The sequence below is a fragment of the Amycolatopsis lurida genome (genome assembly GCF_900105055.1).
Classification (GTDB): domain Bacteria; phylum Actinomycetota; class Actinomycetes; order Mycobacteriales; family Pseudonocardiaceae; genus Amycolatopsis; species Amycolatopsis lurida.
In genome coordinates this window covers 129,034-141,394 of the sequence record NZ_FNTA01000004.1, presented here as the reverse complement: position 1 = coordinate 141,394, position 12,361 = coordinate 129,034, and the positions used below count along the sequence as shown (strand labels likewise).

13 protein-coding genes are annotated in these 12,361 nt (G+C 70.3%); 7 read left to right on the top strand and 6 right to left on the bottom strand.

Translation table 11 applies throughout. The features are described from left to right. Positions 1 to 12 precede the first annotated feature (12 nt). Both ilvD and BLW75_RS05990 read left to right on the top strand, forming a co-directional pair. On the top strand, positions 13 to 1,692 hold the full coding sequence (gene ilvD, locus BLW75_RS05995) for a dihydroxy-acid dehydratase (protein ID WP_034306199.1): 1,680 nt from the start codon (positions 13 to 15) through the stop codon (positions 1,690 to 1,692). A 216-nt stretch (positions 1,693 to 1,908) separates the two neighbouring features. Then, entirely contained in the window at positions 1,909 to 3,030 is a 1,122-nt protein-coding gene (locus BLW75_RS05990; protein WP_244175777.1) for a helix-turn-helix domain-containing protein, read from the top strand. A gap of 4 nt (positions 3,031 to 3,034) precedes the next feature. Here BLW75_RS05990 and BLW75_RS05985 read toward each other — a convergent pair whose 3' ends face one another. Beyond that, on the bottom strand, positions 3,035 to 5,347 hold the full coding sequence (locus BLW75_RS05985; RefSeq protein ID WP_034306201.1) for an ATP-binding protein: 2,313 nt from the start codon (positions 5,345 to 5,347) through the stop codon (positions 3,035 to 3,037). Between the two features lie 88 nt (positions 5,348 to 5,435). Then, entirely contained in the window at positions 5,436 to 5,816 is a 381-nt protein-coding gene (locus tag BLW75_RS43405; protein ID WP_241783292.1) for a hypothetical protein, read from the bottom strand. Between the two features lie 9 nt (positions 5,817 to 5,825). On the opposite strand from BLW75_RS43405, the gene BLW75_RS05975 reads away from it, so the two are divergent. The 3 genes from BLW75_RS05975 to BLW75_RS05965 all read left to right on the top strand — a co-directional run bounded on the left by BLW75_RS05975 (position 5,826) and on the right by BLW75_RS05965 (position 8,337). Then, a complete protein-coding gene (locus BLW75_RS05975; RefSeq protein ID WP_034306204.1) occupies positions 5,826 to 7,010 on the top strand; it encodes a sensor histidine kinase in 1,185 nt (394 codons plus the stop codon). Further along, positions 7,011 to 7,676, top strand: a complete 666-nt coding sequence (locus tag BLW75_RS05970; protein ID WP_034306206.1) for a response regulator — start codon at positions 7,011 to 7,013, stop codon at positions 7,674 to 7,676. A gap of 85 nt (positions 7,677 to 7,761) precedes the next feature. Beyond that, positions 7,762 to 8,337: a dihydrofolate reductase family protein gene (locus BLW75_RS05965; RefSeq protein WP_034306208.1), complete on the top strand. Its 576-nt coding sequence runs from the start codon at positions 7,762 to 7,764 to the stop codon at positions 8,335 to 8,337. Between the two features lie 145 nt (positions 8,338 to 8,482). Here BLW75_RS05965 and BLW75_RS05960 read toward each other — a convergent pair whose 3' ends face one another. Next, a complete protein-coding gene (locus BLW75_RS05960; RefSeq protein WP_034306210.1) occupies positions 8,483 to 8,896 on the bottom strand; it encodes an ATP-binding protein in 414 nt (137 codons plus the stop codon). Between the two features lie 154 nt (positions 8,897 to 9,050). Between BLW75_RS05960 and BLW75_RS05955 the strand changes: the two genes are divergently transcribed. Beyond that, entirely contained in the window at positions 9,051 to 9,401 is a 351-nt protein-coding gene (locus tag BLW75_RS05955) for an STAS domain-containing protein (protein WP_034306213.1), read from the top strand. Positions 9,402 to 9,413: 12 nt separating this feature from the next. On the opposite strand, the gene BLW75_RS05950 is transcribed toward BLW75_RS05955, so the two are convergent. Beyond that, positions 9,414 to 9,743, bottom strand: coding sequence for an STAS domain-containing protein (locus BLW75_RS05950; protein ID WP_241783293.1), 330 nt, complete (start codon positions 9,741 to 9,743; stop codon positions 9,414 to 9,416). Between the two features lie 305 nt (positions 9,744 to 10,048). After that, positions 10,049 to 10,387, bottom strand: a complete 339-nt coding sequence (locus tag BLW75_RS05945; RefSeq protein WP_034306218.1) for a winged helix-turn-helix transcriptional regulator — start codon at positions 10,385 to 10,387, stop codon at positions 10,049 to 10,051. A gap of 72 nt (positions 10,388 to 10,459) precedes the next feature. Here BLW75_RS05945 and BLW75_RS05940 point away from each other — a divergent pair, with 72 nt between their 5' ends. Beyond that, the gene (locus BLW75_RS05940) at positions 10,460 to 11,017 is read left to right on the top strand and encodes a carboxymuconolactone decarboxylase family protein (protein ID WP_034306832.1); all 558 of its coding nucleotides are present in this window, start codon (positions 10,460 to 10,462) and stop codon (positions 11,015 to 11,017) included. A 276-nt stretch (positions 11,018 to 11,293) separates the two neighbouring features. On the opposite strand, the gene BLW75_RS05930 is transcribed toward BLW75_RS05940, so the two are convergent. Continuing rightward, positions 11,294 to 12,280, bottom strand: coding sequence for a LysR family transcriptional regulator (locus tag BLW75_RS05930; RefSeq protein WP_034306222.1), 987 nt, complete (start codon positions 12,278 to 12,280; stop codon positions 11,294 to 11,296). Positions 12,281 to 12,361 lie beyond the last annotated feature (81 nt).

Here is a 12,361-nt window from a genome sequence, read left to right as displayed (position 1 = left end):
AAAGGTGTTCCGATGCCGCAAGACCAGCCGGATTTGAAACCTCGTTCACGCGACGTGACCGACGGCCTGGAGCGTGCGGCGGCCCGCGGCATGCTCCGCGCGGTCGGGATGGGCGACGACGACTTCGCCAAACCGCAGATCGGGGTGGCGTCCTCGTGGAACGAGATCACGCCGTGCAACCTGTCGCTCGACCGGCTGGCCAAGGCGGTCAAGAACGGCGTGCACGCGGGTGGCGGCTACCCGCTGGAGTTCGGCACGATCTCGGTGTCCGACGGCATCTCCATGGGCCACGAGGGCATGCACTTCTCGCTGGTGTCCCGCGAGGTGATCGCCGATTCGGTCGAGACGGTGATGATGGCCGAACGGCTGGACGGCTCCGTGCTGCTGGCGGGCTGCGACAAATCCCTGCCGGGCATGCTGATGGCGGCGGCGCGGCTCGATCTCGCTTCCGTCTTCCTCTACGCGGGCTCGATCATGCCCGGTCAGGTGGACGGCCGGGACGTCACGATCATCGACGCGTTCGAGGCTGTCGGCGCTTGCCTGGCGGGGAAGATCAGCCGCGCCGAAGTGGACAGGATCGAACGCGCGATCTGCCCCGGCGAAGGTGCCTGCGGCGGGATGTACACCGCCAACACGATGGCGTCGGTCGCCGAGGCACTCGGTATGTCGCTGCCCGGGTCGGCCGCTCCGCCCGCCGTCGACCGGCGTCGTGACGGGTTCGCCCACCGGTCGGGGGAGGCCGTCGTCGGGATGCTGCGCCAGGGCATCACCGCGCGCCAGATCATGACCATGGAAGCGTTCGAGAACGCGATCGCCGTCGTGATGGCGCTGGGCGGTTCGACCAACGCCGTCCTCCACCTGCTCGCGATCGCGCGCGAGGCGGAGGTCGACCTGCGCATCGACGACTTCAACCGGATCGGGGACAAGGTCCCGCATCTCGGCGACCTCAAGCCGTTCGGGAAGTACGTGATGAACGACGTCGACAAGGTCGGCGGCATCCCCGTGGTGATGAAGGCGCTGCTCGACGCCGGGCTCATGCACGGCGACGTGCTCACCGTGACCGGCAAGACCATGGCCGAGAACCTCGAAGGCATCGCCCCCGCCGGGGTCGACGGCGAGATCATCCGCCCGCTCGACCGCCCGATCCACAAGACCGGCGGGCTGACCATTCTCAAGGGATCGCTGGCACCCGAAGGCGCGGTCGTCAAGTCGGCGGGCTTCGACGAATCGACGTTCACCGGCACCGCGCGAGTGTTCGACGGCGAGCGAGCCGCCCTCGACGCGCTCGCGGAAGGCCGGATCGTCGCCGGGGATGTCGTCGTCATCCGGTACGAAGGGCCCAAGGGCGGGCCGGGGATGCGGGAGATGCTCGCCATCACCGGGGCGATCAAGGGTGCCGGGCTCGGGAAGGACGTCCTGCTCATCACCGACGGCCGGTTCAGCGGCGGCACGACCGGGCTGTGCGTCGGGCATATCGCCCCGGAAGCCGTCGACGCCGGGCCGATCGCGTTCGTGCGGGACGGCGACCCGATCACCCTCGACGTCGCGAACCGGACCCTCGAAGTCGAGATCGACAACATCGAGGCGCGCAAAGAGGGCTGGACCCCCAAACCGCCGGCGTACACGCGAGGAGTGCTCGGCAAGTACGCCAAGGTGGTCCGCAGCGCCGCGCACGGCGCCGTTTGCGAGTAGTGCCAGCACCTGCCCGGGGGCTGAAGGGGCCCTTCACCGCATGCAACGCGGTGAAGGGCCCCTTCGTCGCATCGCATGCGGTGAAAGTCCCCTTCAGCCACCACGAACGGGTGATGCGTAGGCCGGAGAGGCGCGAGTACGTAATTCACCCGATGTGCCCGCTACTCCGGAGTAGCAGACTCGGCGGCCCGACGATTCCCGCTGCTCCGGAGGTCGATGATGACCCTGACCGCGTCCCACGCCCCAGCCCGCACCGCCGCCCTCGTGATCGCCCGCGTGGTCGTCGACGGGATCCGGCACTCGCTGCCCGAGCACGCGCCGCTGTTCGACGCGCGCGCCACGGAGTTCGTCGCCTCGGTACTGGAACGCGACGGGATGAACCTGGGCATCGCGGCCGGTGCGGACGCCTTCCGGCAGGTCGGCGTCGCCGAGTACGCGGCGGGCAAGGACCTGGAGCGGCTCTCCCGCGCCTACCACTCGGCCGGCCGATGTGCCCTGCCCGCGCTGGCCTCGCTGTCGCGGCAGCCCGGCGCCGGGTCGGCTCTGATGGACACCGGGGTGGAGGCCCTGCTCCGCTGCGCGGACGTCCTGATCCGGCTGTCCACCGCCGCCTACCGCGCGGCCCGCACGCCTTCGATCGCCGAAGTGCGGCAAGACCTGCTGAAGGAGATCTTGAGCGGCCGCCCGCCGTCGAAATGGGCAGGCCTCGCGGCGGAGGCGGGCTGGGTGCCGCCCGCCCGGCTGGTGGCCGTCGCCGCGGAGCCCGGCGCGGTCCGCGCTTCGTTCGGGCCGGAGGTGCTGGCCGACCTCACCGGCGAGTACCCGCACTTGCTCGTGCCGGACGACGTCGAGATCGGTGGCGTCCTGGCGGGGACGCGGGCGGCGGTCGGGCCCGCGGTGGCGCCCGCCGAAGCCGCGGTCTCCTTGCGCTGGGCACGCCGGACCCTCGAGCTGGTCCGGCGCGAGGTGATCGAGGACGGCCCGCTCGTGCGCTGGTCGGACCACCTGACGACGCACTGGCTTTTCGCCGACGAGGTGCTGACCACGGCCCTCGTCACGCGCAGCCTGGCCCCGATCGACGGCCTGCCCGCGAACGAGCGTGCCAAACTCGCCGAAACCCTCGACGCCATGCTTTCCGCCCGCGGCGGGGCACCCGAGATCGCGGACAACCTCGGCGTCCACCCGCAGACGGTCCGCAACCGCCTGCGCCGTCTCCGGGTCCTGTTCGGCGCCCGGCTCGACGACCCGGAGGCGCGGCTGGACCTGAGGATCGCCTTGCGCGCGGAGCTGCTCACGCCCGAACCGGGACGGCAGGCGACCCCGATGAAGGTGGCGTGAGGCGTCAGGCGGATTCCGCGGCCCGGGTCACCCACGTGGCGACCTGGACGCGGTTGGAGTAGCCGAGTTTGGTGAGGATGTGGTCGATATGGGTGTCCACCGTCCGCCGGGCGATGCCGAGCCGGTCGGCGATCTCCTGGTTCGTCAGCCCCTCGGCGACCACGTGCGCGATCTCGGTCTCGCGTTTGGTGAGCACCTGCGCGGCCTGGTTCCGCGGTTCGGGTGACCGTTCTTCGAGGGCGTACGCGATGGCGTCCCGGGTGGGCATCGCGGCGCCGTCGGTGAACTCCTTGACCGCGACCTCCCAGCCCAGCGCGGTGGTCACGACCTCGGTGTCGGCGAGCAGCGGTTCGGTGAAGGCCTCGTACCGCGTCGGCCAGGCGCCCACCGTGCGCCAGACGTTCATCGAGGCGCCCTGCAGGATCGCGGCCCGGTTGGGCCGTCCGGTGCGGGCGGCGCAGCCCGCCAGCACGGTGAGCGTGAACCCGACGACGACCCGGTCGTCCACCCGGGCGTGCAGGCGGAGGACCTGCTCGCAGCAGCGGCTCGCCACCGCGAGATCACCTTGGAGGTACTCGGCGGCCGCGCGTGACCACAGTGCCCAGCCCCGCCAGAAGACCTCACCCCGCCGCTCGCAGCGCTCGACGGCTTCCGCGAGTACCGCCCGGCCGTGGTCGATGTCGCCGTCCAGCCAGATGGCCAGCCCGTGGTTGTAGCTCGCCCAGAGGTCCGCGCCTTCGTCGCCGTGGGTGCGGAACAGGTCGATGGCCGTGCCGAACAGGCGCGACGCCTCGGCCATGTCGTTGCCGATCAGCGCGGCGTAGGCGCGGACGTGGAGCACGTACGCGGCGGCGAGTTCGTCGCCGCTGGTCTCGGCTTCGGCGGTCGCCCTCTCCAGCATGGAGCGGTGGGCGGGCAGGTCTCCTTGCACCAGGGCCAGAAAACCGGAGAGCCACAGCACGTGTGCCCGTTCGGGCACACCCGGCGGCGCGGCCTCGTCGAGACGGCGGACCCACATCCGGCCCTCGGTGTTCAGCCCGCGGAAGATCCAGAACTCCTTGACGTCGCGCAGCATTCGCAGCCCGATGATCGCGTCCTCGGGAGCGCCGGTGCAGTAGTCGAGGGCGACCCGGAGGTTCGCGTGTTCGCGTCGCAGCCTTCCGATCCAGGCGAGCTGATCGGTCTCCAGCCATTCGGTGGCGTACCGGCCGGCGAGTTCGGCGAACCAGTCCCGATGCCGTTTCCGGAACTCCGCCGTCCCGCCCGTCTCGGAGAGCCTGTCGACGCCGTACTCGCGCACCGACTCCAGCATGCGGTACCGCACGCCGCCGGGGTACTCCTCGCGCAGCAGGATGGACTTGTCGAGCAGCCCGTCGACGACTTCGAGGACCAGTTCGCGCGGCAGTTCGCCGCCGGAACAGACCTGTTCGGCGGCGTCGAGGTCGAAACTGCCGGAGAACACCGACGCGCGCGCCCACAGCAGCCGTTCAGGCCCCGTGCACAGGTCGTGGCTCCAGTCGATGAGGGCCCGCATGGTCTCGTGCCGTTCCGGCCGTCCCCGCCGGTCCTTCGTGAGCACGGAGAACTGCCGGTCGAGGCGGTCGGCCAGCTGGCGCAGGGACAACGCCCGCGCGCGCACGGCCGCGAGCTCGATGGCCAACGGCAGCCCGTCCAGCCTGCGGCACAGCCGGATCAGCGGTTCGGTGTCGGACTCGGTGAGCCGGAACGACGGCGCGACCGCGGTCGCGCGGTCCACGAACAGCCGCACGGACTCGTCGTTCGTCACGCGTTCGAACGAGTCGCCCTGTTCCGGGATCGCCAGCGGCGGCACCGGCAGGACCCGTTCGCCCGCCACCCCGAGCGACTGCCTGCTCGTGGCCAGCACGGTCACCTGCGGACAGGCCCGGACGACGGTGTCGGCGAACCAGGCGCAGCTGTCGACCAGATGCTCGCAGTTGTCCAGCACCAGCAGCAACCGGCTCGCCTGAAGCGCCTCGACGACCACCTCGATGGCCGGTTTCGCCGAGCGGTCGCCGAAGCCGAGGACGTTCGCCACGGTCGGCACGAGCAACGCCGGTTCCCGCAGCTCGGCCAGCGACACGAACGCGACCTCGTCGCCGGTCGCCTCGTGATGCGCCGCGGCGACCCGCCACGCCAGCCGAGTCTTGCCCACACCGCCCGGCCCGGTCAGCGTGACCAGCGACGACGCGTTCAGCAGGCGCCGCGCTTCACCGGTCTCGGCGTCGCGGCCCACGTAGCTGGTCACTTCGGTGGGATCGGCGGACCACCCCGCAAGCGAGCCAACTCCGTCCGCCATGCGTTCTCCCGCCGTCGACCAGACCCCGCGTTCCGTCCGATGTAGACGGAAAACGCCCGGCTGCGGATACTAGCGGACCGGCGTCCTCCTAGCGGGGCGCTCGCTTGCCGCGATCATGCGCCCAGCCCGCCAGCACCGTTCCCGCGGCCACGAGCAGCAGGAACACGAGCAACCTGCCGCCCCAGTCACCGGGTACCCAGTCGAACGCGCCCCACAATTGGGTCGCGGAATGATCGAAAAGGCTGCGGATGGCGGCCTGCGCGAAGACGGCGATGGCCACCATCCCGACGATCTGCAGCCCCAGATAGCCGCCCTTGGTCATGCTTCCTACCTCCTGGTCCTCGGTCTGTCCCAGCTTCGCCCGCGTGATCGGGGAGCACATCGGCAGCGCGTCGCGCGTCGCCTCCGACCAAAGTCGAGCCCCGGCTCGTCCTGTGTCCGGCTGCGCCGCCGCGAGCGGGTCGACCATGATGGGCCGGTGATCACCGACGCCGCCGCGCGGCCGCCCCTTCGCGCGTGGGGAGAGGCCTGGCGCCTGCTCGCCGCGGCCGGAATGGGCGTGCTGCTCTGGCTCATCACGGCGGCGCAACTGCCGGTGGGCGCGGCGGGCCCGAGGGTCGACTGGCTGACCACCGGGGATCCGCTGCTCGCGCTCGCCTGCCTGATCGCACTGCTGTGGCGCCGCCGTTTCCCGGTCGTGATCACGATCGCGGTGATCCTCGCCTCGACGGCCTCGGTACTGGCGGCCGGTGCCTCGTTGCTGGCGCTCTGTTCGCTGGCCACCAGGCGGCGACCGGCCGAAACGGTGGTCGCGGCGGTGTTGTCGGTGGTCACGGCGGTGCTGATCGCCGATCTCTACCCGCAGCGCGAGACGCCTGGACCGTTGTGGCTGCTGATCAGCCTCCCCACCCTGATGGTGGGCATCGTGGTGGCCGTGGGCGCCGCCATCGGAGCGCGCCGGGAAGAGGTCCGCTCCCTGCGCGAGCGGGTCGAAAGCGCGGAACGGGAGCAGGCTGCGCGGGCCGCCGAGGCGCGGATCATGGAACGGCACCGGATCGCCCGCGAGATGCACGACGTCCTCGCGCACCGGGTCTCGCTGGTCGCGATGCAGGCCGGGGTACTCGGGCATCGTCCGGATCTGCCCGCCGACCAGGTCGCGGAACTGGCCCGGGGGATCGCTGACGGCTCCCATCAGGCGCTGGAGGAACTACGGGACGTCCTCGGCGTCCTCCGGGCGGGCCCGGAGGGGCTGGAACCCCCACAGCCTTCGCTCGCCGATCTTCCCGCGCTGGTCGCGGACGCGCGGGCGCTGGGACTGGACGTCACCTTGACGACCACGATCCCGGGCGAGCCGCCCGACGCGATCGCGAGGACCGTCTACCGGGTCGTCCAGGAAGGCCTGACCAACGCGGGCAAGCACGCCCCGGGTGCGAGCGTGGCCGTCACCGTCGAGGGGGAAGCGGGGGACGGCGTGTGGGCGACGATCCGGGATTCCGGTGCGGCGCGAACGGTCGAGGGGCCGCCCGCCTCGGGTTTCGGGCTGCTCGGCCTCTCCGAGCGGGTCGGACTGGCAGGCGGCGAGCTGGACCACCACGCGGAACCGGGCGGCGGGTTCGTCCTCGCCGCGCGGTTGCCGTGGCCGGTCCGCGAAGGGAGCGAGTGAATGGGCACTGTGCGGGTCGTCCTCGTCGACGACGAGCACCTGGTGAGGATGGCGCTGCGGCTCATCGTCGACGGCGAACCCGACCTCGTCGTGGTCGGCGAGGCTGCCGACGGCGACGCGGCGGTGACCGTGGTGGGGGAGCAGCGGCCCGACGTCGTCCTGATGGACGTCCGGATGCCCGGGCGCGACGGACTCAGCGCGACCGAGGAGATCCTCCGGCTCCCGGAACCGCCCGGCGTCCTGGTGCTCACGACGTTCGACTCCGACGAGATGGTGCTGGGCGCGCTGCGCGTCGGCGCGCTGGGATTCCTCCTCAAGGACACGCCGCCGCCCCGGATGCTCGCGGCCATCCGGACGGTCGCGACCGGCGAACCCGCGCTCTCGCCCGCCGCGACGTCCCGGCTGATCGCCGCGGCCACCGGGCCGCACTCGTCCGACGCGCGCCGGGCGTCCCGGGACAACGCCCGCGGGTTGCTGGCCACCCTGACCGACCGTGAACGCGAGACCGCGCACGCCATCGCCGAGGGCCTGTCCAACACCGACGTCGCGCGGAGGCTGGAAATCACCGTCGCGACGGTGAAGGCGCACACGAGCAGCATGCTCGCGAAACTCGGTGTCGAGAACCGGGTGCAGATCGCCCTGCTCGTCCGCGACGCCGAAGGCTGAAACTTTTTTCCGGCGCGGTGTCGAATCCGTCTTCCCCCGCTCGACGCAATGTCGAAAGCAGTTCGAACGACCAAGGAGAAACCAGATGCGCACCCTGATCGCCACCGCGTTCGTCTCGCTCGACGGCGTCGTCGAAGGGCCCGGCGGGGAGCCCGGCTACCGCAACTCCGGCTGGACCTTCGACGGCATCGAGTTCGACGAAGCGGCCTACGAGCTCAAGGGGCGTGAACAGGGCGAGGCGACCGCGATGATGATGGGCCGGGTCAGCTACCAGGCGTTCTCGCCGGTGTGGCCCGGTATGACCGAGGAATTCGCCGGGTACAACGCGATGCCGAAGTACGTCGTCTCGACCACGCTGCGGGAAGAGGACCTCGTCGACAACTGGGGCGAGACCACGATCCTGCGTTCGCTCGACGACGTCGCGAAGCTCAAGGAGACCGAGGGCGGGCCGATCATCGTCCACGGCAGCGCGGAACTGAACCGGAACCTCGCCGACGCCGGCCTGATCGACCGCTACCACCTGCTGCTGTTCCCGGTCCTGCTCGGCGCGGGCAAGAAGCTGTTCGGCGACACGGACAAGGACAAGCAGAACCTCAAGCTCGTCGAGAGCGAGGCCTACGGCAACGGGATCCAGAAGCTGGTCTACGACGTCATCCGATGATCGGACCCCCGGCACGCGTCCTGCGATCGTGAAGCGCGTGAACAAGCCCGTCTTCGTGCAGCCGAACCTCGACGGACCGGCGGTGGAGCTCTCCGGGGTCGAGGTCCAGGGCGCGAGGGGCACCGCCGCCGGCTGAAAACGCGTTTCAGGCGGAAGGGCAGGGCCAGGCGAGCCGGACGATGGTCCCGGTGAGCGTGCTGGTCACCGTCGCCTCCGGGGCGAAGGCCCGGATGATCGGCAAGCCGCGTCCGCCGTCCGGGCGGGGTCCGTCGCGCCAGCGGCCCTCGTCGGCGACGCTGATCCGGACGTGGCCGTCGTCGTGGGCGGCGGTCACCTTCATGACGTTGTCGTCGGTGCCGTCCGGGTAAGCGTGCTTGACGACGTTCGTCATCGCTTCGTAGGCGGTGAGCTTGAGATCCTCGGCCAGTTCACGAGGAAGACCCCGTTCGAGGGCCCATTTCGCCAGGACGTCCCGCAAGGCGGCCGCTTGGGCGGCGACGGCGGCGACCTCGAGGACCAGCTCGTCGGTGCCGTTGCGTACAGGCTCGTCGATCGGCATCACGAAGTGTCTCCTCGTCGTCCGCCGCGGTCGACGACCGCCGGATCCATCGACAAGGTTAAGGCACCGCGGGGATCGGGGGCACGCGTGGCGGGCGAGCGGGCGCCGTCATCCGATATGTTCAAAGCAGTCGGGAACCGATCGTGAGGGGTGGATGACGGTGACGAGCGGAGACGGCGAAATCCGGGAAGTTCCGTTCTCGGTGACCGTCGCCAGGCCTGGTGGCGCCAAAGTCGTCATCGCGGTGGCGGGGGAGATCGATCTGACGACCTCCGAAGATCTCAAGGAGACCTTCGAGGATGTGCTGGATCCCGTGCCGGACAGGCTCGTCGTCGACCTCGAAGGCGTGGAGTTCTGCGATTCCACCGGCTTGGCGACCCTGGTCAGGATCAACGACCGGTGCGGCACCCAGGGGGTCGACCTGAGTTTCCTGCCGTCACCCACGATCCGGCGGCTGGCCTTGAAGACGGGACTCTCCACGCTCCTGCCGCTCGCCGGATCCTGAGCGGCGGGCGGCTCAGCGGTTCGACACTTCGAGGATCGCGTGGTCGAGATGCCGGTACACGGGGATATGGCTGTCGACGCCGAACAGGCGCAGCAGGCGCAGTACCGGCCGGGCGTCCGTGACCACCCCGGTCGTGCGGCGTTCTGAGCGGGCGCGGGCCGCGGCGGATTCGATGACCCGTAGCCCGGCGACGCCGAGGAAACCGACCTCGGTGAGGTCGAGCACCGTCGCGGCCGGGAGTCTGCCTCGAAGCGCGCGCTCCAGCCGTCCCGCGGTGGCGAGATCGATCTCTCCGGTCGCCGCGACGACGAGCAGGTCTTCGTTCCATCGGATCCGCTTCACTCGCAAGAGGTTCTCGGCCGTGGAACGCGGAAACGGAACGGCAGGGCCGTCGCGACTGCCGAGCGTGTGAGGAACGCCTTCGATCATGATGCTGTCTCCCGGATAGCCGGGACGAGACGGACAACGGGTAAGCCTGCACAACGGCTGCGCAAGTCAACTCGCCGCCGCGTCGCCCTGAGAAGGTACTGGGCCGCGGACATGCGGGTCGTTCGCGCGGGCTGGTGGACTCAACCTCACGTACTCCTCACCGTACGCCGCTCACCGCGCCTGGCAAGAGCAGCGGTGGGAAAGGAGGGGATCCATGGTCACTCGCGAAGTGCCTTTTCCCAGGCGAGGCCCCATTTTTCGAGCGGGTGCAACGCGTCGAGGAGTCGTTCGCCCAAAGGTGTCAGACGGTAACCTTCCCCGCCGGTCTCGACGATGCGGGCTTCGGTGAGCTCGCCGAGGCGGGTGGCCAGCACGCTCGAAGACATGTGTTCGCAGCGGCGCCGCAGTTCGCGGAAGCCGACGTCGCCCTGGCGCAGTTCCCAGATCACCCGCAGGGTCCACCGGCGGCCCAGCAGATCGAGCGCGGCCATGAGCGGACGGCCGGTTTCGGAGCCGCGGACCGGCTGTCCGGGCCTCGGGATCGGTTCGCCGGGCATGCCACCCCCCTTGTGCTTCGACTTTCGAAGCAGCATAGTGGTTCTGAAATCGAAGCACACTGGGAGATGGTCATGGCACGGATCGCGCCGCTCGCCCCGCCGTACGAGGCCGACGTCGAAAGGGCCCTTCGCAAATGGATGCCGCCGGGTGTGGCGCATGAGCCGCTGGCGTTGTTCCGTTTGCTGCAGCTTCATCCTGAGCTGGCTTCGCGGATGCGCGTACTGGGCGCCGGCCTGCTCGCACACGGCGAATTGCCCGCGCTGGACCGGGAAATCGTGATCGCGCGGGTAACCGCTCGCTGCGGATGCCGCTACGAATGGGGTGTCCACGCAGCGGTTTTCGCACCGGTGGTCGGCCTGACACCGGAACAGCTCGAAGCGACCGTGTCCGGCGACTCGCGGCATCCCGTCTGGTCGGAGCGGCACGGCGCGCTTATCCGCGCAGTCGACGAACTCCACGACACCGCAACGGTCTCCGGCGAGACGTGGGCCGCGCTCGCCGAGCATTTTCCGGCGCCGGAACTCGTGGAGTTCCTCGTGCTGGCGGGCTGGTACCGGACGATCGCCACCGTCGCGAACGGTGCCGCTCTCGAAGAGGAGCCGTGGGCCGTCCCGTACCCCGGCCGTTAGGGTCGGCGTGAGTCGATTTCCCTTGTGTCGCCCCGTTCTCGCTTCGAGGACCGCCAAGCTGCGAGAAGGCACAGGAGTGCCGCCGCGAAGCCGGCCGCGGTGAGTGTCCCGGCCCAGACGGCGCCGGTGCTGGCGAGAAGATAGAGCTGGACCACGGCCGTGCACGTATAGACGACCGCCAGACCCAGCCACAGCCGTTGCGGCATCATCCCCCGTCTCCGTTCGCTCGGTACGGGGTCAATCGCGGCGAGGCGGGATCGGGTTACAGCAACGCGTTCATGGACCGTCCACGCGGAAGAAGTCCACCAGCCCGTCCCACGACCGCGAACTCCGCCGCCGCTCCCACCACGTCCGGAACGGGGTCGACGCCATCGCGTGCCGCGTGTAGGACGTCATCACCGCCCGGTACACGTTTTCCGCCTGGTCCCACGTCAGCCGTTCCTTGCGCCAGGCCAGCACGAGCCGCATCCGCATGGGGTCGCCCTTCAGCGGCCGGACGACCATACCGGGCAGTTCGGGGGCGGTGGGTTCGACGAGCTGCACCGCCTGCCCGGCGGCGATCAGGTGCCGTCCGCCGCCGTTGGGGCATTCGAACCGGATCCGCGGCGAGAACCCGGCGCGGTGCGTCGCCGCGCGCAGAGACGTCAGCGAGCCGTCCTCGGGGCCGGGCGGCCCGATCCACGCTTCGTCGGCGAGATCGGCGAGATCGACCTCGAACCCGTCGGCGAGCCGGTGCTCGGCGGGGAGGCCGATGAACACGGGCACCCACGAGAACAGCACTCGGTGCCCGAGATGCTTCGCCAGCGGCACTTCCTGGTCGTCCGACATGGCGATGACGGCGATGTCGAGGGTCGCACGGGCCAGCGCCTGCGCGAGCACCGCGCTGGAGGGTTCCACGTGGACGGTCACGTCCAGCCCCGGCAGCGCGTCGTCCAGCCGTTCGACGAAGGTGGGCAGACAGTCCATTTGGGACGATCCGAGCCGGATCGGGCCGTAGCCGAGCGCGCCGAGGAGATCGCTTTCGAATCGGTCGAACTCCACGAGCAGGGTCAGCGCCCGGCGCAGCGTCTGCTCGCCGACCGGGGTCGGGGTCACGCCGGTGTGGCTGCGGACGAACAGCGGTGCACCGATCTGCCGTTCGAGCCGCTGGAGCAGCGAGGTCAGCGACGGCTGGGACATGCCGAGCGCGGCGGCCGCCTGCGAGAGGCTGCCCGCTTCGGCGATGGCGCAGATCGCCCGCAGGTGCCGGATCTCCAGGGCCATAGGCGGAGTCTATCGCCGCCGGTCATTACGGCCCGGCCGTTCGCGGTGCGAAGGTGCGGCCAGAACCGTGACTACCTGAAA